The 18,045-nt window shown below is 63.1% G+C and carries 22 protein-coding genes and 3 pseudogenes; 5 read left to right on the top strand and 20 right to left on the bottom strand.

Features of this window, described 5'->3' with window-relative positions:
- Positions 1-174 precede the first annotated feature (174 nt).
- Both J8I87_RS28755 and J8I87_RS28750 read left to right on the top strand, forming a co-directional pair.
- Positions 175-942: an SDR family oxidoreductase gene (locus J8I87_RS28755; RefSeq protein ID WP_209935495.1), complete on the top strand. Its 768-nt coding sequence runs from the start codon at positions 175-177 to the stop codon at positions 940-942.
- Positions 943-965: 23 nt separating this feature from the next.
- Complete coding sequence (locus J8I87_RS28750; RefSeq protein WP_209935494.1) at positions 966-2,042, top strand: alkene reductase; 1,077 nt, start codon at positions 966-968, stop codon at positions 2,040-2,042.
- A 158-nt stretch (positions 2,043-2,200) separates the two neighbouring features.
- Here the strand turns inward: J8I87_RS28750 and J8I87_RS28745 are convergent, their stop codons facing one another.
- Entirely contained in the window at positions 2,201-2,356 is a 156-nt protein-coding gene (locus J8I87_RS28745; protein ID WP_209935492.1) for a hypothetical protein, read from the bottom strand.
- 124 nt (positions 2,357-2,480) lie between these two features.
- Between J8I87_RS28745 and J8I87_RS28740 the strand changes: the two genes are divergently transcribed.
- Positions 2,481-2,687, top strand: coding sequence for a hypothetical protein (locus tag J8I87_RS28740; protein WP_209935491.1), 207 nt, complete (start codon positions 2,481-2,483; stop codon positions 2,685-2,687).
- A gap of 95 nt (positions 2,688-2,782) precedes the next feature.
- Here J8I87_RS28740 and speB read toward each other — a convergent pair whose 3' ends face one another.
- The 13 genes and pseudogenes from speB to J8I87_RS45040 form a co-directional block, all read right to left on the bottom strand.
- Positions 2,783-3,733 (bottom strand): agmatinase, encoded by a 951-nt coding sequence (gene speB / locus J8I87_RS28735; protein ID WP_209935490.1) that lies wholly within the window; start codon positions 3,731-3,733, stop codon positions 2,783-2,785.
- Positions 3,734-3,749: 16 nt separating this feature from the next.
- On the bottom strand, positions 3,750-4,439 hold the full coding sequence (locus J8I87_RS28730) for a cupin domain-containing protein (RefSeq protein WP_209935489.1): 690 nt from the start codon (positions 4,437-4,439) through the stop codon (positions 3,750-3,752).
- Between the two features lie 45 nt (positions 4,440-4,484).
- A complete protein-coding gene (locus J8I87_RS28725) occupies positions 4,485-5,183 on the bottom strand; it encodes a DUF1989 domain-containing protein (RefSeq protein WP_209935488.1) in 699 nt (232 codons plus the stop codon).
- Between the two features lie 34 nt (positions 5,184-5,217).
- The gene (locus tag J8I87_RS28720; protein ID WP_209935508.1) at positions 5,218-6,462 is read right to left on the bottom strand and encodes a M20 family metallo-hydrolase; all 1,245 of its coding nucleotides are present in this window, start codon (positions 6,460-6,462) and stop codon (positions 5,218-5,220) included.
- Entirely contained in the window at positions 6,462-7,271 is an 810-nt protein-coding gene (locus J8I87_RS28715) for an amino acid ABC transporter ATP-binding protein (RefSeq protein ID WP_209935486.1), read from the bottom strand. The genes J8I87_RS28720 and J8I87_RS28715 overlap by 1 nt, the downstream gene beginning before the upstream one ends.
- Complete coding sequence (locus J8I87_RS28710; protein ID WP_209935485.1) at positions 7,268-7,921, bottom strand: amino acid ABC transporter permease; 654 nt, start codon at positions 7,919-7,921, stop codon at positions 7,268-7,270. Before J8I87_RS28710 ends, J8I87_RS28715 begins: the two co-directional genes overlap by 4 nt.
- 19 nt (positions 7,922-7,940) lie before the next feature.
- A complete protein-coding gene (locus J8I87_RS28705; protein WP_209935484.1) occupies positions 7,941-8,603 on the bottom strand; it encodes an amino acid ABC transporter permease in 663 nt (220 codons plus the stop codon).
- 15 nt (positions 8,604-8,618) lie between these two features.
- The gene (locus tag J8I87_RS28700; RefSeq protein WP_209935483.1) at positions 8,619-9,473 is read right to left on the bottom strand and encodes a transporter substrate-binding domain-containing protein; all 855 of its coding nucleotides are present in this window, start codon (positions 9,471-9,473) and stop codon (positions 8,619-8,621) included.
- Positions 9,474-9,731: 258 nt separating this feature from the next.
- The gene (locus tag J8I87_RS28695) at positions 9,732-9,917 is read right to left on the bottom strand and encodes a hypothetical protein (RefSeq protein WP_209935482.1); all 186 of its coding nucleotides are present in this window, start codon (positions 9,915-9,917) and stop codon (positions 9,732-9,734) included.
- A gap of 73 nt (positions 9,918-9,990) precedes the next feature.
- Positions 9,991-10,431: an arginase family protein gene (locus tag J8I87_RS45775; protein WP_280923107.1), complete on the bottom strand. Its 441-nt coding sequence runs from the start codon at positions 10,429-10,431 to the stop codon at positions 9,991-9,993.
- Between the two features lie 73 nt (positions 10,432-10,504).
- Positions 10,505-10,813 (bottom strand): annotated as a pseudogene (locus tag J8I87_RS46385) (arginase family protein); the annotation flags it as partial.
- A complete protein-coding gene (locus J8I87_RS46380) occupies positions 10,699-11,295 on the bottom strand; it encodes a hypothetical protein (RefSeq protein ID WP_245254229.1) in 597 nt (198 codons plus the stop codon). The pseudogene J8I87_RS46385 and the gene J8I87_RS46380, both read right to left, overlap by 115 nt.
- A gap of 91 nt (positions 11,296-11,386) precedes the next feature.
- Positions 11,387-11,806: pseudogene (locus J8I87_RS45040) on the bottom strand (ATP-binding cassette domain-containing protein); the annotation flags it as partial.
- 36 nt (positions 11,807-11,842) lie between these two features.
- On the opposite strand from J8I87_RS45040, the gene J8I87_RS28680 reads away from it, so the two are divergent.
- Positions 11,843-12,118, top strand: a complete 276-nt coding sequence (locus tag J8I87_RS28680) for an ABC transporter permease subunit (RefSeq protein WP_209935479.1) — start codon at positions 11,843-11,845, stop codon at positions 12,116-12,118.
- Here the strand turns inward: J8I87_RS28680 and J8I87_RS28675 are convergent.
- From J8I87_RS28675 to J8I87_RS28660, 4 genes are all read right to left on the bottom strand, one after another.
- On the bottom strand, positions 12,039-12,278 hold the full coding sequence (locus J8I87_RS28675; protein ID WP_209935478.1) for a hypothetical protein: 240 nt from the start codon (positions 12,276-12,278) through the stop codon (positions 12,039-12,041). The two genes, J8I87_RS28680 and J8I87_RS28675, sit on opposite strands and share 80 nt — an antisense overlap.
- Before the next feature lie 749 nt (positions 12,279-13,027).
- Complete coding sequence (locus J8I87_RS45035) at positions 13,028-13,588, bottom strand: hypothetical protein (protein ID WP_245254223.1); 561 nt, start codon at positions 13,586-13,588, stop codon at positions 13,028-13,030.
- Positions 13,589-13,603: 15 nt separating this feature from the next.
- Positions 13,604-14,902 (bottom strand): MFS transporter, encoded by a 1,299-nt coding sequence (locus J8I87_RS28665; RefSeq protein ID WP_313066493.1) that lies wholly within the window; start codon positions 14,900-14,902, stop codon positions 13,604-13,606.
- 3 nt (positions 14,903-14,905) lie between these two features.
- Positions 14,906-15,637, bottom strand: coding sequence for an SDR family oxidoreductase (locus tag J8I87_RS28660; protein ID WP_209935504.1), 732 nt, complete (start codon positions 15,635-15,637; stop codon positions 14,906-14,908).
- A 120-nt stretch (positions 15,638-15,757) separates the two neighbouring features.
- On the opposite strand from J8I87_RS28660, the gene J8I87_RS28655 reads away from it, so the two are divergent.
- A complete protein-coding gene (locus J8I87_RS28655) occupies positions 15,758-16,669 on the top strand; it encodes a LysR family transcriptional regulator (protein WP_209935477.1) in 912 nt (303 codons plus the stop codon).
- 12 nt (positions 16,670-16,681) lie between these two features.
- On the opposite strand, the gene J8I87_RS28650 is transcribed toward J8I87_RS28655, so the two are convergent.
- Both J8I87_RS28650 and J8I87_RS28645 read right to left on the bottom strand, forming a co-directional pair.
- Positions 16,682-17,704, bottom strand: coding sequence for an LLM class flavin-dependent oxidoreductase (locus tag J8I87_RS28650; protein WP_209935476.1), 1,023 nt, complete (start codon positions 17,702-17,704; stop codon positions 16,682-16,684).
- Positions 17,705-17,804: 100 nt separating this feature from the next.
- Positions 17,805-18,008: pseudogene (locus J8I87_RS28645) on the bottom strand (short-chain dehydrogenase/reductase); the annotation flags it as partial.
- Between the last annotated feature and the right edge of the window lie 37 nt (positions 18,009-18,045).

Raw genomic sequence — 18,045 nt, 5'->3', positions numbered from 1 at the left:
ACGCATGCTCGAAACCGCTTCACGCCCTCAAGCTACGTTTCATTAATCGCGTTGCACTTCACTGTTGAAACCGCCCATCATTAAAGCGAACGACGGCCTTATTATCAAGCCCGCTTTCGCGAATTAACCTTCTTCCATCGACGTCAAACCGGCGAAGTCAAACAGGAGAAGGAAATGAACGCGAATACCAAAACTCAGGACGTACAGGCCGCGGAAGTCGCCCACCACGCGCTGGCAGGCAAGACCGCACTCGTCTTTGGCGGGACGTCGGGCATCGGGCTCGACGCGGCTATCCAGGCGAAGCGGGCGGGCGCGGAGGTCATCGTCGTCGGCCGATCGGCGGACACGGCTGAACGGGTCGCCGCACAGCATGGCTTCGCCGGATGGCGCGCGGCCGACGTGACCGACGCAGACGCTCTACAGCAGGCGGTACGCGACATTCCAAAGGTCGATCATCTGGTTTTGCTGGCGGGCACCTTCGTCGCAGGGACGGTGCGCGACGCCGATGTAGCGCATCTCCGGAACGCGTTCGAGGAACGCATCTGGGCGGCTGTGCACGTCATTCGCGCCCTGGGAGACCGGTTGAGCGCCGATGGCTCGATCACTTTCATCTCGGGCAGTCTCGCCGACCGTCCGAACGCCTACGGCACCGCGGTGCTTGCGGCGGCGTCCGCCGCCATGGAAGCGCTCGCGCGCGGCCTGGCCCTCGAACTGGCGCCGGTGCGCGTCAACACACTGTCGCCCGGTCCGATCGACACGCCTATTCTGCGCAAGGCGCTCGGTGACGCGCGCGATGCGGTCGTGGCAAACATGGAGGAGACGCTGCCGCTGCATCGACTCGGCACCGCCAGCGAAGCCGGCGCGGGCGTGGTGTTCCTGATGACCAATGGCTTCATGAACGGAGCGACGCTCAACGTCGATGGCGGCGCGCGCCTCGTGTAACCCCAAAGCCAATGGAGAAAGACATGACCACGCTTTTCGACGCAATCCGGCTGGGTGACATCGAAGCGCCCAACCGCATCTTTATGGCGCCCATGACCCGCGCGCGGGGTACGCGAGATCACTTGCCGACATCGATCATGGCGCAGTATTACGCCCAGCGCGCAAGCGCCGGACTCATCATCAGCGAAGCGATCGGTATCTCTCAGCAGGGATTGGGATGGCCCTTCGCAACGGGCCTCTGGTCCGACGAACAGGTCGCAGGCTGGCTGCGGGTAACCGACGCCGTACACGCGGCCGGCGGGCGCATCATCGCGCAGCTATGGCACATGGGGCGCACCGTGCATCCCAGCTTCAATGGCGGCGTGCAGCCGTTATCGGCTTCGGGCACGACCGCGCCGGGACACGCACATACTTATAGCGGCAAGCAGCCCTATGTCACGGGCAGACCCATGCGCGCAGACGAAGTGCCCGCGCTGCTCGACGATTTTCGCCGCGCTACGCGAAATGCATTGCGCGCCGGATTCGATGGGGTGCAGGTGCACGCCGCCAACGGCTATCTGATCGACGAGTTCTTGCGCGACGGCACCAATTTCCGGAACGACGCCTACGGTGGCAGCATCGAAAATCGTGTGCGGCTGCTCAAAGAAGTCACGCAGGCTGTGATCGAAATAGCCGGCGCTGGCCGCACCGGAGTACGGCTCACGCCCAACGGCACGGATCAGGGTGTGCGCGACAGCGATCCAGAACCCGTGTTCGTTGCGGCGGCTCGAACCCTTTCGGCGCTCGGCGTCGCGCATCTGGAACTACGCGAGCCGCCAATGGACGGGACTTTTGGCGCTTCCGACCGGCCGGCCTTCTCGCCCGCCATCAGGAAGGCATTCGCAGGCGTGACCATCCTGAATTCGGATTACGGTCTCGATCGTGCGGCGGCGGCTATCTCCAGCGACGAGGCGGACGCCATCGCCTTCGGCCGACCGTTCATCGCAAATCCAGATTTGCCGCAGCGTTTCAGCGCAGGCGCTCCGTTGGCGGCCGATAAGGGCGTGTTGTGGTTCACGCAGGGGCCCGAAGGCTATCTCGACTACGCCGCTCTTGCCTGAACAGGTGAACGATGATTGCCTTCCTAGGCTACCGCTGGTCGTACAGCGGGTTCATTGCCATGCAAATCTTCCTGCATGATCGAACAATGATGAAATGAGCATGCACTGCGCTCAGCGACGCCGAGCCTCGTGCTTCGTGTCGCACACTGATTTTGTTACTACTTTTCATTTGTTACTACCGCTCCGCGCTGCCCGTCGATAAGCGCGAACTGCAACATGCGCTCAATCGTGGCGAAGCCGTTCACAACGTACAGCCCGCGATCCACTTCAACAGCGACTTCAGCAAACAGATCGCGCGGCGAACGGCTTGGCATGTATCGATCCACGCGCAGTGTAGGCCAGGGAGGGCCGGTGAATACGGCCCGGTAGGCAAATCACCATTGCTAGCGATAAAGAAGGTCGCAGGCTCTACACGGCGGATTACAACTACAAGGGCGGATGGGAGTTGTCTGGCTGGGTGGTCAATACGCCGGAGGAGGCAGCTCGTTTGTGCGTCGAGCGGGTGATATGGGCGTGCTCAGCGCCAACGGCGACACGATCTATCAGTACATGAACTTCGACCAGATCGAGGACTTCAAGGAAGTGGCCAGCACCGTATCGAGATGTAAGCGTACTGTCGTGCTGCGACGCGGTGTTCTGTTGTAGCTTCTCGTCGTAGCGCCCCAGAAAGATGGCGCCGCAGGCTGAACGCTTGCGGCGCCATTCTTTTATGCAGCGCGGCTCACACAACTACTCAACTACTATCGATCCTGCTGCGCGTAACGTTTGGCAAAGAGACACAACATCTCATACATCAATGTCGCGGCGACGAGCGCCGTGCTGCCGCTCGGATCGTAAGGCGGCGACACTTCGACGACATCGCCGCCTACCCAGTTGAGCCCGTCGAGTCCACGAAACAACGCGAGCGTTTCGCGCGTCGTGAGGCCGCCGATTTCCGGTGTGCCCGTGCCGGGCGTGAAAACGGGATCGAGACCATCCACGTCGAGCGACAGATAGACGGGCTCATCGCCCACGATGCGGCGTGCTTCTTCTGCAATCGCGGCGGGACCAAGGGCCTCGAACTCTTCGATGAAAACGACGCGCATGCCGTGATCGAGCGAATAGCGCCAGCCTTCATCCGTGTTCTGCGCACCGCGTATGCCGATCTGGATCGTGCGCGTCGGATCGAGCAGGCCCGCTTCGACAGCGCGTCTGAACGGCGCTCCATGCGTGAATTTGGAGCCTTTGAACGCGTCCCAGGTGTCGGTGTGCGCGTCGATGTGCACGAGAGCGAGCGGGCGCTCCGGCGCAATCGCCTGAAAAACCGGGTACGTGATCGAATGATCGCCGCCCGCGATCAGCGCGATTTTTCCCGCGCGAAAGACGGGTTCGAAGAAACGTTTGATGTCGCCGTGCGCCGCTTCCAGATCGTAGAGATGTTCGAACGGCACATCGCCGATATCCGCGACGCGGCACGCTTCGAAAGGATTGAAGCGGGTCACGTGATGCACAGCGCGCATCATCGTCGACATATTGCGGATTTCACGCGGGCCGAAGCGCGCGCCGGGACGCGCCGTGACGCCGCCATCGAACGGCACGCCCGCGAGCGCAATATCGAGCGCGGTGAGGTCGCGTTCGAACGGCACGCGCATGAAAGTGGGAATGCCCGCGAAGCGGGGCATCTGCATCTGCGTGAGATCGGTGCTGGTCATGATGTGAGCGTGATGATCAGAACGTCGGCGGCGTGTTGACCCACAGGATTCGCGTGACCGTTTCGCCCGGATTGCGATAGCTGTGCGGCTCGGTGCTCGGGAAATAGAACGAATCGCCTGCCTGCAGCCGATAGCTCTTGTCGCCGAGCATCAGCTCCAGCTCGCCTTCGAGCACGTAACCCAGTTCTTCGCCGACGTGATGAATCTGTTCGTCGCTGCGCGCGAGCGGTTCGAGCACGTGAATATCGCCCTGAAGCAACTGCCCGGGACTCGGGACCACGAGACGCTCCAGCATGATCGAACCGTCAGCGCGCTTGCCTTTGCCTGCCTGCGCACGCGCCCCCGGAAAGCGCACCGATGGCCGTTCGCTCGCGCGCTGCACAGGCGAATCCGTCATCGGCGGCGCCGACAGCAGCGCGGCGATGTTGGTATCGAGCGCGATGGCGAGCTTGTGCAGCATCGCAATCGACGGCGTCGCGTGGCCACCTTCGACCTTCGACAGCAGGCTCTCCGAGCAACCGGCTTCTTCGGCGAGCGCCTTGAGCGTCATGTGCCGAACCATGCGCGCGTGACGCAGACGCGTGCCCAGGCCATCGGCTGCGGGCGTGCTCGCGGCGCTGTCGGCTTTGCGCGGTGCACGCTTCGCTGCCGTTTTGCGCGCGTTGTGGGCGTCGGCGCCCGTCGAAGAGGGTCGTTTGCTGGGCACGAGTGAATTCCGTCGAATGGATGAAAGCGGCGCTTGCGGACTCGCTTACGCGAGGACCGTGAACTCGACCTCGAGCGGATTGAGCGCATTGATCGGAATGATATCTTGCGGACACGCCGACATCACGACGACACAATCCATCGCGGCCTTGATATCCACGTAGTCGCCGGACTTCGATACGGGCGGCAGCCACTCGATCGAATAATCGGGCTTCACGGGGATGTTCATCCACAGGTTGAACGGCTGCGGCACTTCGCGAGTGCGCAGGCCGATCGCCTTCAGCGCGAGACGCAGATTGTCCGAGCAGTTGTCGTGATAATGCTCGACGCCGAGATTGCGATAGCGGTACAGATCGCACGCGGCCATCAGCGTGTCGTGAATGCCGGGCGACGTATCCGCGACGAGTTCCGCGATGGGACGGCGCTGGTTGGTCACGAGCGGATCGCCAGGTTGCGGAATGATCTTGTCGATGAACGCGCGCGTGTGTTCGAACGACAGGAACTCGTTCAGATGCTGCGCGTTGAAGATCCACGTGTCGCACACCTGCGTGCCGTGCGGATTGGCGATGCGGATCGTCTGGCCTGCCTTCACGCGCACGGCGCGGCCGCAGCGCGCGGGCACCGTGTACGTTTTGCCGAGTTCGGGCGTGCCGTCGGGAGAAATGGGTTCGTGCAGCGTCGCGTTGACGCCGTTTTCCTGGCCGTTGTCATCGGCGATTGCGGGGAACGTTGCGGGGGCGTTCATATCGGCTCCTGGTTGGTTCGTTTGGCAGGTTGGTTCAGTCGTTGCAAAGTGTGGTGAGGCAATGCGCGAGCACGCGCGCGCCGAGCACGAGATGTCCGGCGTCCGTGGCTTCCGCGGGGTTATGGCTGATGCCGCCGCGGCTCGGCACGAACAGCATGCCGCTCGCGCAATGCTGCGCGAGATACATCGCGTCGTGAAACGCGCCGGAGGTCAGATGCAGCGCGTTCGCGTCGAGTGCGCGGCAGGCATCGTCGATACGTGAAAGTACAGCTGCATCGAACGCGACGGGCGCATGCGAAAACAGCGCTTCAAGGCGCGCGCCGTGACGCTGCGCGATGGCGTGAGCGCGTTCGTCGAACGCGGCGAGCACGCGTGCATCGGGATGACGGAAGTCGACGATGAAAGTCACCGCCGACGGAATCGTGTTGATCGAATTCGGCTCGACGTTCCAGCGCCCGAACGTGACGCGCGTATCGTCGCGGCCCAGTTCGTGCGCGACGCCATCGAGTTCGCGATGCAAGGCGATGGCGAGCGTCATCGCGTCGCGGCGAAGCGGCATCGGCGTCGTGCCCGCGTGCGCCGCAGTGCCCGCGCAGTGCAGCGCATACCAGCGCACGCCCTGAATCCCGCTGACAACAGCGAGCGGCACGCCAGCGTTTTCCAACTGCGGACCTTGTTCGATATGAAGCTCGACGAACGCATGCGCCGCATCGTGCGAGCCGCGCGCGCCGAGTTCGGGAAACGCTGCGTGGTGCGCATCGAGGGCGGCGCGCAGCGTGACGCCGTCGACATCGCGCACGTCGGCGTAACGCGTCATCCGCGACGGCTCGACGAATGCGCTCGAACCCATCGCGCCCGGCGAAAAGCGCGTGCCTTCCTCGTTGGTCCAGATCGCGACTTCGAGCGGGCGGCGCGTGCGCACGTTCGCGTCGTTCAGCGCGGCGAGCACTTCGAACCCCGCGAGCACGCCGTAACAGCCGTCCAGCTTGCCGCCCGTCGGTTGCGTGTCGATGTGGCTGCCCGTCATCACGGGCGCGAGCGCCGTATCGCCGTCGCGGCGGATGAAGAGATTCGCGCAGGCATCGACGCTCACGCTGCAACCGAGCGCACGCGCGCGTTCGATCAGAAAGCGGCGCGCTTCGATGTCGCGTTCGCCGAGCGCCGGGCGATTCACGCCGCCGTCGTCGCGTGCGCCGAACGCGGCAAGCGCATCGATCGATTCGATCAGACGCGCGGCATTCACGCGATCCGCGACCTGTCGTGCGATGTCGTCGTGCATCACGATGCGACGCCCTCGCTCGAAACATTCAGGCTGCGTTCGAGCCACGGCTTCAGAAACTGCTGCAGCCGCGGCGTGCGCGTGTTGCCGAACAGTTGCGCGGGCGGTCCCGCTTCGACTATGCGGCCTGCCTCCATGAACACGACCTTGTCCGAGATCTTCGCGGCGAAGCTCATTTCGTGCGTGACCATCACCATCGTCATGCCTTCCTGCGCCAGCGAGCGGATCACGTTCAGCACTTCTTCGACGAGTTCGGGATCGAGCGCGGACGTCGGTTCGTCGAGCAGAATCACTTCGGGTTCGATCGCGAGCGCCCGCGCGATGCCCACGCGCTGCTGCTGTCCGCCGCTCAATTGCGCGGGATAGGAATCGGCCTTGTGTTCGAGGCCGACGCGCTTGAGCGCCGCGAGCGCCTTCTCGCGCGCGTCGCGTCTGCTCATCTTCTTGGCGAGCACGAGCGGCGTCGCGACGTTGTCGAGCGCATTCATGTGCGGCCAGAGATTGAACTGCTGGAAGACCATCGAGATAGGGCGGCGCACATCGGCAATGCTCGCTTCGCTGTCGCGATCTTTCGCCGTGCGTCCCGCCGACCGATATCCGAGCAGCTGGCCTTTGATCCACACTTCGCCTTCGTCATAGGCTTCGAGAAAGTTCATGCAGCGCAAGGCCGTCGTCTTGCCCGAACCGGACGGCCCGATCAGCGTGACGATTTCTCCGCGCATCACATCGAGGTCGATGCCCTTGAGCACGCGGTTGTCGCCGTATGACTTGCCGACGGCGCGAAGCTTGAGAATCGGTAGGTCGCTCATGATGTCTTCTTGAGAAACGGAATGCGGGATGTCGCGGCCTGCGCGATCAGCGACACGGCCTGCGTGAGCAACCAATAGCTCGCGATCAACAGCGCGTATGGGCCGATATACGTGTAGCTCGATGCGACGATGTCGCTCGCGGTCATCGTCAGTTCGGGCACGGTGATGATCGACGCGACGGCGCTTTCCTTGATGACGAGGATCGTCTGATTGGCGATCAGCGGCACGGCGAACGCGAGCGCCTGCGGCAGTTCGATTGCGCGGAACGACGCGCGGCGGCTCACGCCGAACGCGACTGCGGCTTCGAGCTGGCCGCGCGGGACGCTCGCCCACGCCGCGCGGAAAAGCTCCGCGAAATACGCGCTCGAATAGAACGCGAGCGAGAGAATGGTGGCCTGCACGGCGGACATCGTGATGCCGACGACAGGCAGCCCGAAGTACACGATGACGAGTTGCGACAGATAAGGCGTGCCGCGCACGAGCCACACGAACGCGCCGTAGAGCAGTGCGAACGGACGGCCGAGCGCGAGCCGCATCGCGTTGAGCGCGAAGCCCGCGACGATGCCGACGAGCGCGGCGAGCACGCTGACTTCGAGCGTCACGCCTATCGCTTCGACGAAGCGCGGAATGAGTGCGATCAGGTTATTCATGCGTGTGTTCCCTGCATCGTCATGGACGCCGCGCCGTGCGTGCCGCGTAGACATGCCCGGCTCCTGCGAGCAGCGACGTGATCGCGAGATAAAAGATTGCCGCGAGCGAATACACCTCGAGCGGACGATACGTCGACGACGAAAGCTGCTGACCCACGCGCATCAGATCCGTCACGGAGATCACCGATACGACGGCCGACGCCTTGACGATATCGATCATCTCCGACACGAGCGCGGGCAGCGTCGCGCGCACGACCTGCGGCACTTCGATATGCCACAAGGTCTGACGCCGCGTGAGATTGAAGGTCGATGCGGCCTCGATCTGTCCCGGCGCGATAGACCGGAAACCCGCGCCGAGAATCTGCGATTGATACGCGCCCGTGTTCAGTGACAGTCCGACGGCTGCCGCCGCGAGTCCCGGCAATTCGAGGCCGAGCGCGGACGGCACGTAGTAGAACACCAGCAGTTGCGCGAGCACGGGCGTGCCGCGCAACATACTGACGTAGACGCGCGCCGTGCCGCGCATCAGACGGCTTTCGCTCGCCGACATCGTGTAGACGAACACGCCGACGAAGAAACCGCAGCACACGGCGACGGCCGACAGCACGAACGTCGTCAGCGCGCCGTGCAGAAGTTGCGGCAGATAACCGGCACAGCGCGCGAGCAGATCGGGACCGTTCATGTTTCGGCGCGTCGGTCAGATGGAGGGCGCGGGCAGCGTGGTGGGCACGTCCATCGTCGAGCCGAACCACTTCTGCTGCAGCTTCTTCATCGTGCCGTCGCTGTTGGCCTTCGCAATGCCGTCGCTGAAGAGCTTGAGCAGCGCGGCGCTATCGGCGTCCTTGCGCGCGACCCAGGCGAAGTAGCTCTTCGGGCCGATCGTCTGCGGCAGCACGGCGAACACGCCGGGGCGCGATTTCATCAGCGGTCCGAGATTCGCGAGCGATTGCGCGACGGCATCGAGCCGGCCGACGGCGAGGTCCGCGTAGGCTTCGTCGAACGCGACGTATTGCTTGATCTGCTTGATGCCGGGGCCGCCCGCGTCCTTCAGCTTCTTGTCGAGCGCGATGAGCGCCTGCAACTGCGCGGAGCCCGTCTGCGAACCGACGATCTTGCCGTTCAGATCGTTCGGCGATTTGATCGATGCATCGCCCGCGCGCGTCAGCACGCCCGTGGTCGCTTCGGCGATGGGCAGTGTGAACGCGAAGTGTTCGGCGCGATCCTTGTTGACGGTCACGGCCGTCACGACCACGTCGAAGCGTTTGGCGTCGAGACCTGGCAACAGACCCTGGAAGGGCAGATCGAGCTGCTTGACCTTCACGTCGGGGAGCGATTTCAGCACGTATGCCATGAGATCGGCGTCATAGCCGACGATCTTGCCGTTGTCCACGTATTCGAAGGGCGCATAACGCGCTTCCGTCGCAATCGTGATTTCCTTGTTCGACTTGATGCGGGTGAGCAGATCGTCCGCGTGCGCGAACGAAGGTGCAGCCGCGTTGAGCGCCAACGTTCCCGTCAGCGCGATAAGCAGATGCCGAAGAAGTCTGTTCATGATGCTCCCTTGCGTGTGAGCTATTGTGAAATCAACCGGATTTATATTCAAGTAACTTGAATGACGTTCAATGTGCATGAAGTGTGCCAACGCGCGAAGCCTTGCACGCACGGGCTTGCGCGTTTCACGTGCACCGGAACAGGGGAAAAGACGAGGGGCGAATGCACCGCCGCGCAGGGTGATGCACCGGTTTGGACTGCTGGCGGGACGAGGCGCTGTGGCGTGCGCCGTCGTGTCAAACGGATGACGGAGGCGCGTTTATGAGAGTCCGCACAGCATCGACGTCAGCCGCGAAATGACGGAGAGCGCAGTCTGATTCGGCTCTTCCCGTGTTTGCGGCGCTGCGGGGGAGGGGGCGGCCCGATGCTTTGCAGTCTCGGGCGAGCGCTTCATCGAACATTCGATCAGCAACAGTTCGGGCGTCAGGAAAGCGGCTCGGTACATGGCGATTGCTCCTTGCACCTTTCCATGCAGGAACGGGGCCAATGGAGGCGCGCGTTCCTGCCGCCGCCTGCGACTAGCGGGGCCGTGCGAGCCGACGCGCAGCCCAGCGCGGTTGCGCGCAGATATTCCCGAGAAACTCCACCACGGTCAACGCGCCAAGATACGACGTCACGCCCGTGCGCACATCGAGCAGCGGATTCACCTCGACGAAGTCGAAACCGGCAACGTCGTGCCGCACGGCGATCGCCTTCAACGAATCGCGCAGATCGGCGTAAGACATGCCGTCCGGTTCCGCCGATACGCAGCCCGGCGTAATCGACATATCCATCGCGTCGACATCGATACTCACATACACGCGCGAACCTTCCGGCAGCAGCGCCGCCACGCCTTGCGGGCCGAGTTCTCGAAACTCGTTGATCGGCACCACGCGGTTGCCGGACGTGATGACGTCTTCGATCTGCGCAGGCGCATGCCGCAGACTGCGGATGCCAACCTGCGTGAGACTCACGCGCATTGGGCAGCGCGGCGACATGTCGGAAGGCGTGGCCGTTCGTGTGCTGCATGTCGTTCTCGAAGGGCGCGAAGTCGGTGTGGGCGTCGAAGTGAATGACGTGCAGCTTCTCGTCGAAGGCGCGGAAGATGGAGTCGGTGATCGAATGGTCGCCGCCCAGCGCAACGGGCAGCGCGCCGCGTTCGACGATGGCGCGCGCCATCTCCGTGATGTTCTGGAACGTGCGCTCGACGTTGGTCGGATGAATATCGACGTCGCCGACATCCGCGATCAGCCCCTCGCGCATTTCCTCGACGAGATATTGCGTGCGCGTGCGCGGATCGTAATAGCCGCCGTCGCCCGCGCCGAAACGCAGCGAGTGCTCGCGCAGCGAGCGCGGCGCCATGCGCGAACCGGGGAAGAACGGCGAGCCTTCGTCGAAAGGGACGCCGAACACGGCGATGGCCGCATCGAGCGTCGTGAGGTCTTCGCAGATGCGCGCGCGCAGAAAGGACGGAATGCCGACGAATGGCCGGTTGACTCGTTGCATGACGGGACGGCTCCTTTAACTTGACGGATGGATTGAATCCGACGTGATGTGTCGACGTGTTTTATGTTGCGGACGCGAGACGGCTCGGGCGCCGCATGCTGAAGGAACGCACGCAGACGTTCGGTGCCCGGCGCGGACAGCAACGCCCGCGGCGTGCCTTCTTCGACGATGCGCCCGCTGTCCATGAACGCAATGCGATCCGCTAGCGCCGCCGCGAAGCCGACGCTGTGCGTGACGACCAGCATCGTCGTGCCCTGCGCGGCGAGCGATTTGAGCAGATCCAGCACTTCGCCGACGAGTTCGGGATCGAGCGCGGACGTCGGCTCGTCGAACAGCATGACGGCGGGGTCCATGGCGAGCGCGCGCGCAATCGCGCTGGCCGCCCGACAACGCATGCACGGGACGCGCCACATACTGACCGAGCGTGAGACGCGACAGCAGCGCATTGGCGCGGCGCTCCGCATCGGCGCGAGTGCGGCCGAGCACGACGCATTGCGCGCGCACGACGTTCTCCAGCGCGCTCATATGCGGCCACAGATTCAGTTGCTGGAATACGAGCCCGATGCGCGGGCGGATGCGATCGATCTCCTTGCGCGATTGACGCTCGATCACGCCTTGTCCGATGCGCCTTCTGCCGAACGCCTGGCCGCCTACTTCGATGAGCCCGTCGTCGGGCGGTTCGAGCCATGTCGCGCAGCACAGCAGCGTGCTCTTGCCGCAGCCGCTCGGGCCGAGCAGCGCGACGATCTCGCCTTCGCGCACGTCGAGATAGAAATCGTCGAGCACGCGCGTATTGCCGTATCGCTTGACGAGCGCCGAGAGACGCAATGCGTAGCCGTCGGCGCTCATGGTGCGTTCCCTCGGCGTAATAGACGCTGGCGAGCGGTGATTCGCGCGGCCGTGCAGGCATTGCCCGCGGGACAGTATCAGTCGGCGCGCGTGATCGGCATGTCGCCGTTTCAGGCGGCGCGCCATGTGATCGTGCCGCAGATCTTGCGCGCGCTCGTGCCGCCCTCCATCAACGTCACGCTGACGATGATGAAGGAATCCGCCGTGCTGTCGTCCGTGACGATTCCCGAACTCAGCTATCAAGGCCTGATCGTGCGGCTTCGACCTGACCCGGATCGAGCGTGCCCAGACCCGCGCGCAGAATCTCGCTGACGAACACCATGCTGTTGAACGCGAGCGCGGCGACGCCGGCCGTCTGCGCGCTCAGGTTGATTCCGGCGGCGTCGACGGGGCCCTCGCCGAAACGAGCCGTCAGCAGCCGCGCGACGATGCGCAGGACGATGCTCCGCGTCTTCGGCGCCAGGCCTCGCACATGCTCCATATACAGCCGTAACGACGCAGTTCCTCGTCTACCGGTGTTGCGCTGACCGCTGGCACCGCGATGACACCCTGAGCGCGCAGGACCACGAGCAGATGCCCTAGCGCCGCCCTATGGTCACCCCGATCGTGATATAACGCGCCGGCGCACGTGCATGGTAGGAGATGCTCGTCGACGAACTCTGCGATCAACCCTTCATCGATTCGGCGCCGCCGACAGGGCCCGAAGTCCGCCCATTGGGCGAAGTGCGTGATACAGAGCAGGTAAGTAGCGACCGTCTTTGCAGCGTACCGGCGTTGGCTCAGGTACTGCTTGAACGCATCAACGTATGGCCCGACCCGCCCGTCGGCGAACCCGTCAGTACGGTGGGAGCGGCGAACGATGTCCATGGTGATCTCCAGAAGTGGGACCACCACTGCATCACAGGTCGGAACTATGTCCAGATCCTTGCTCGCCCACCTTGCCAGAGCCTCGCCATGCCTGGGGCGGCGCCATCAGCGACCGATCATCTGCGCATAGTTGCGACCTAAGCATAGGGGTCGACTACGGTCGCCCGCGTCGGGCAGCGGGACCGTCGGCCGAAGTCGTCGGCGTTTTGACTACTGCTCGGCGACTGACTTCCGGGCACGGCGATTCACACGTCATTCGCTGACGCGATTACCCGGACACACAAACGGCGACCCCGGTCAATGACCAGTCGACGCGCTAGTGGCCGGAATACTGTGCCAACGTACGCGGCCATATCACGGATGAAAGACGTCAGGAGTTCGTACTCTTGTCCGATACGCTCGGTCGTGCGCGTTGGTTCGACGACGACGCGACGGCCAGCGCCGCACAATGGCAATCGCGCGGCTTCGGGTGCGTTCCATTTGCGCGATTTGAATACCGAGTGCCGCCGAAGACGAGACGATTTGGGCTAGCCCCTGATTGAACCCGGCCACCAGGCTGAGGGCGACGGCCACCGCACCTGGGCCCAAGTTCTGGACAGCAGGTACCAGATCTATCCTCGGCGCATTCCAGACAAGAAACTTGTTTGCTTCAAAGTGGTGAAGCGTTTGAATACCAAGCGCGATACCGTTCAGGGCACCAGTCAAGATCAGGTTCGCCGCCGACGCAGCCTGGCTTTGACTGCCCGTTTTCGGGTACACGGTGAAATAGGCGGCGAGGGCGTCACGAAGGTCGTTACGTCCCATTTCGATGACGTACAACGCGTCCGGCGGCGCGATCTGGTTCACATCCTGGAGAAAGGTCTTCACTTGATCCGGCAAATTGACCGTGTTCGTTGCGTGATTCGCAGTCGTCAAGTCGGGCGCCAACATTCAGCACCGGCCAAGCGAGCGTTGAGAGGGAGCGGCGGACGGGCGCTCCGACCATCGATACATCGCGACAACCACGAGTCCCACCACCGCTAGGGCTACGCCGGCATACACCGTCGTGAGGACGTTGACGCCTGCCAGCGTTAGTCCGCCGACGAAGGAGCCGCCAGAGATGCCGAGGTTGAACGTAGCGACGTTGAGCCCCGCCGCCGTACCGACCGCCTCCGGCGCCACATGTCGAGCCACGAGCACGACGGTAGCCTGCATGATGGGAGGAACGGCGAAGGCGAACGCGCCCCACACAAACAGATTGACCAACACCAGCACAGGATGCTGTGCGGTAAGCCAGAGCGCGGCGACCGACGCGGCGATGCCGGCTAGCGCGATGTTCATGCTGAGCTTCGGGCCATATCGGTCGGAGAGGCGCCCGCCGCCGCTCGTCCCCACCACCGAGCCGAGTCCGAACACCGTCAGCCCGAGAGTGACGCCCTTGCTTCCGAACCCCGTGGTATGGACCAATAGCGGCGACAGGTAGGTCAAGACGGCGAACGTCGCGCCCATGCCGAGACCGGTGATCGCATACAGCGGCATCAACGCATGGTCCTTCAGCAAAGCGAGCTGCGAGAGAATGGTGTCGGCACTGCGCTGAGCGGCAAGCGCGGGCAGAAGCCGCCAGAGACCGATAGTCGCCAACGCGCCCATGGCAGCCACTACCAGGAACGGCAGCCGCCAGCTCATCAGATCGCCGAGCCACGTTCCGCCGGGGACGCCAGTCACCATCGCGACCGTCAGACCGCTTACCATGATCGCCACGGCCCGTCCTGACTTCTGCGTCGGCACGAGCGCCATGGCAACGGTTGTCCCGAGGCCGAAGAACACGCCGTGTGCGACTGCCATGACGATCCGGATCGCGAGCAGCGCCGGAAAGGATGACGAAAGTCCCGCCGCCAGATTGCACAGCGTGAACAACGTCATCAGCGCGAGCAGCAATGCGCGGCGCGGCAGGCGCGCGGTCAACGCTGACACTACAGGCGTGCCGACCGTAATGGCAAGCGCGTAGAAACTCACCAGCAGACCGGCCGTCGACACGGAGATGTCGAAAGCTCTTGCAATGTCGGGCAACAAGCCGACGATGACGAATTCCGTCGTTCCGATTGCGGACGCGGCGAACGCGAGAGAAAAAACTGCTCCGGGCATGATGAACTCCTCGATGAAGTCATTCGGGCTGGTTTCGCAGTTACTGGCGCCCGGACGGGTCACAACCACTCTGGCCCGCCGGGCGCTCAGCCACCGCAGTGGCACGCTTCAGAAGTCCTGAACCGTGGGACGAATCACGATTTCGTTGACGTCGACCGAACCAGGCTGCTCGATTGCATAAGCGATGGCTTGCGCGATGGCGTCAGCGGGAATCGCCATCTTGTAGAAGTCGACGACAAAATTTCGGCTGTCGTCGTGGCCCGAACCGAACTTCAGCTCCGTGTCGATCGCGCCTGGTGAAATGACGGTCGTGCGGATGTTGCCGCCCACTTCGTGCCGCAAACCTTCGGAGATCGCGCGGACCGCGAACTTCGTTCCCGAATAAACCGTGCCTCCGGGGCTGAAGACCTTCAGACCCACGACCGACGCAATGTTGACGAAGTGGCCCGACTGCTGTTTTTCGAAAACCGGCAGCACCGCGGCGACACCGTACAGGAGGCCCTTGATGTTGATGTCGATCATCCGGTCCCACTCGTCAGTCTTGCGCAGCGACAGTGGCGCGATCGCCATCAGACCAGCGTTGTTCACCATGACGTCGAGGCGGCCATGTTGCGATACGACGTCATTGATCAGGCGGTTGACCTGCTCCTGATCCGTCACATCGACTTGATGAACCGACACTTGCCCGCCTTTCGCCACGATCTCCGCGGCAACGCGTTGAAGCTTGTCCAGGCGGCGAGCGGCCAGAGCCACAGTGGCGCCTTTGGAGGCAAGAAGTTTGGCGGTGGCTTCACCGATTCCGCTCGAAGCACCTGTAATGACGACGACTTTGTTTGCCATGATTTCTCTCCAGGAAGTTGAACTGCGTGAAGAGAAGTCTCGTCCCGACGAGCATTTTTGATTAGACTGGAATATCTGGAATGTCTTTTCCACCTGCGCAAAAATCGCCATTGACCTGGCATGACCGAACTCGCCGACCTCAACGACATCGCCGTTTTCGTGCGCGTAGCGCAGTTCGAGAGCTTCAGCCGGGCCGCGCGGGCGCTCGGCATGCCTGTCTCAACCGTTAGCCGCAAGGTGATCGCGCTCGAAGAACGGCTTGGCGTCACGCTGTTGCAACGCACGACGCGCAAGCTCAGCCTGACGTCACAGGGTCGCGCCTACTTCGATCAATGCAGTGAGCCGCTGAGTCATCTGTACGACGCGGAACGCGTCATCACTCAGACACAGAAGAAGCCGGAGGGCGTGCTACGCATCTCCGGTCCGGTGATGCTCGAACAGGAGCCGTTTTATGCGTTCCTGTCGGGATTTCTGAAGGACTATCCGCAGATCCAGGTGGATCTGTATTTCACGAACGCGTTCATCGACCTGATTGCCGAAAACGTCGACGTTGCTATCCGTTTTGGTGAATTGCAGGACTCGAGCCTCGTCGCACAGCGCGTGGGACGGAGCGTGCGGCACCTCGTCGCGTCGGCCGACTATGTGCGCAACCATGTCCTCCCCTCGAGGCCCGACGAGCTGAGCCAGCATCCCTGCATGCTGATCAACGCCCGCAACAACGAAACGGAATGGCAACTGGTCAGCGGGCGAAAAGCAGCCAAGGTGCACGTGAGCGGCCCGGTCGCCGCGCGCGACTTTCACATCGTCCATGCATTCGCCCTCCGCGGGCACGGAATCGCGCTGCTTCCGTCGAGCTATTGCGACGCTCACATCGCCAGCGGAGAGTTGGTGCGGGTGCTGCCCGACTGGTCGTCGCCGGAAATATTCGTGCATGCCGTCTATCCGACGCGGCGCTTCATGCCATCGAAACTCAAGGCGTTCCTTGATGCACTCAAAGCATGGGACGGGCCGCTTTGGCTGCCGTTGCGGTGAAGGGATTTAGTACTAACGCCAGCCGAGCGCCGGAGCGACGTGCGTGAGGATCGATTCGATCACGTGTGCGCAGTACTCCACCCCGAGCTGATTCGGCACGGTCAACAGTAGCGTGTCGGCTTCCGCAATGGCCTCGTCGGCTGCGAGTTGCCTGACGAGCGCGTCGGGCTCTGCCACATAACTACGGCCGAAGATCGTCCTGATGTTGCCGTCCAGCAGTCCGATCGTGCCGTCGCTGTTCGCGTCACGTCCAAAGTACCTGCGGTCGCGATCGTTCACCAGCGCGAAGATGCTGCGACTCACCGACACGCGCGGCTCACGCGTGTGACCTGCCTCCTTCCACGCCTGCCGATAGGCGCGAATCTGCTCCGCCTGCTGAACATGAAGCGGACGACCCGACTCGTCGTTCTTCAGCGTCGAGCATTGCAGGTTCATGCCCGTCCGCGCTGCCCAGACAGCCGTAGCATCCGATCCCGAGCCCCACCAGATGCGGTCCCGCAGCCCTTCGGAATGGGGCTCGACGCGCAACAGGCCCGGCGGGTTGGCGAACATCGGGCGGGGATTGGGCTCAGCGAAACCTTCGCCACGCAGCACTTCGTAGAACACTTCCGTGTGCCGACGTGCCAGATCGACGTGCGTCTCACCCTCTTCCGGCGCATAGCCGAAATAGCGCCAGCCGTCGATCACCGTTTCGCCCGAGCCGCGGCTGATGCCGAGTTGAAGGCGTCCACCGGCGATGAGGTCGGCTGCGCCCGCATCTTCGGCCATGTACAGCGGGTTCTCATACCTCATGTCGATGACGGCTGTACCGATTTCGATGCGGCTGGTTCTCGCCCCCACGGCCGCCAGCAACGGAAATGGCGACGCAAGCTGGCGCGCGAAATGGTGTACTCGAAAAAACGCGCCATCCGCGCCGAGTTGCTCGGCGGCGACCGCGAGGTCGATGGATTGCAGCAGGACGTCGGAAGCAGAACGCGCAAGCGAATGCGACGAAGAAGACCAATGGCCAAACGATATAAAAGCGATTTTTTTCATGTCAGCGTTGCGCACAAGCGCGTAGACGATGAGCGGATCTTGCCCGAGCCGGGCAGACGCCGCTTGCACGTGCGCTGCCTGCCCATTCTTTCTTTGCGGATCACGCCGGGAAGTCGGTGAACGCTGAAAGCGCCTTCCAGATTTCCGTTTCGGACGTCACGTGCGCATTCTTTTCCGCGAGTGCCTTGAGCGTGTCCGTGCCGAGCGGCAAACGCAGCGGCGGCGTCTCTGCATCGACGAGACTGATCATTGCGGTCGCCAGTTTTGCGGGATCGCCTGGCTGATTGTGATTGATCTCGCCTGCAGTCACGATATGAATTTCATCGTCTGCCACGGACACG

Origin of the sequence: Paraburkholderia sp. LEh10, assembly GCF_017814945.1 — a bacterium.
In the GTDB taxonomy this organism is placed as follows: Bacteria; Pseudomonadota; Gammaproteobacteria; order Burkholderiales; family Burkholderiaceae; genus Paraburkholderia.
Note: the sequence above shows the minus strand (reverse complement) of the source record. Positions and strands in the feature narration are given on the sequence as shown.

Excerpts from the sequence above, each read along its gene's own strand:
- J8I87_RS28745 (WP_209935492.1), bottom strand. The coding sequence starts at position 2,356 with ATGCCAAGCCGTTCGCCGCGCGATCTGTTTGCTGAAGTCGCTGTTGAA.
- J8I87_RS28710 (WP_209935485.1), bottom strand. The coding sequence starts at position 7,921 with ATGAATAACCTGATCGCACTCATTCCGCGCTTCGTCGAAGCGATAGGC.
- J8I87_RS28715 (WP_209935486.1), bottom strand. The coding sequence starts at position 7,271 with ATGAGCGACCTACCGATTCTCAAGCTTCGCGCCGTCGGCAAGTCATAC.
- J8I87_RS45775 (WP_280923107.1), bottom strand. The coding sequence starts at position 10,431 with ATGCGCGTGAGTCTCACGCAGGTTGGCATCCGCAGTCTGCGGCATGCG.
- J8I87_RS28720 (WP_209935508.1), bottom strand. The coding sequence starts at position 6,462 with ATGCACGACGACATCGCACGACAGGTCGCGGATCGCGTGAATGCCGCG.
- J8I87_RS28725 (WP_209935488.1), bottom strand. The coding sequence starts at position 5,183 with ATGAACGCCCCCGCAACGTTCCCCGCAATCGCCGATGACAACGGCCAG.
- J8I87_RS28755 (WP_209935495.1), top strand. The coding sequence starts at position 175 with ATGAACGCGAATACCAAAACTCAGGACGTACAGGCCGCGGAAGTCGCC.
- J8I87_RS28695 (WP_209935482.1), bottom strand. The coding sequence starts at position 9,917 with ATGTACCGAGCCGCTTTCCTGACGCCCGAACTGTTGCTGATCGAATGT.
- speB (WP_209935490.1), bottom strand. The coding sequence starts at position 3,733 with ATGACCAGCACCGATCTCACGCAGATGCAGATGCCCCGCTTCGCGGGC.
- J8I87_RS28660 (WP_209935504.1), bottom strand. The coding sequence starts at position 15,637 with ATGGCAAACAAAGTCGTCGTCATTACAGGTGCTTCGAGCGGAATCGGT.
- J8I87_RS28750 (WP_209935494.1), top strand. The coding sequence starts at position 966 with ATGACCACGCTTTTCGACGCAATCCGGCTGGGTGACATCGAAGCGCCC.
- J8I87_RS46380 (WP_245254229.1), bottom strand. The coding sequence starts at position 11,295 with ATGCTGTTCGACGAGCCGACGTCCGCGCTCGATCCCGAACTCGTCGGC.
- J8I87_RS28700 (WP_209935483.1), bottom strand. The coding sequence starts at position 9,473 with ATGAACAGACTTCTTCGGCATCTGCTTATCGCGCTGACGGGAACGTTG.
- J8I87_RS28655 (WP_209935477.1), top strand. The coding sequence starts at position 15,758 with ATGACCGAACTCGCCGACCTCAACGACATCGCCGTTTTCGTGCGCGTA.
- J8I87_RS28740 (WP_209935491.1), top strand. The coding sequence starts at position 2,481 with ATGGGAGTTGTCTGGCTGGGTGGTCAATACGCCGGAGGAGGCAGCTCG.
- J8I87_RS28705 (WP_209935484.1), bottom strand. The coding sequence starts at position 8,603 with ATGAACGGTCCCGATCTGCTCGCGCGCTGTGCCGGTTATCTGCCGCAA.
- J8I87_RS28650 (WP_209935476.1), bottom strand. The coding sequence starts at position 17,704 with ATGAAAAAAATCGCTTTTATATCGTTTGGCCATTGGTCTTCTTCGTCG.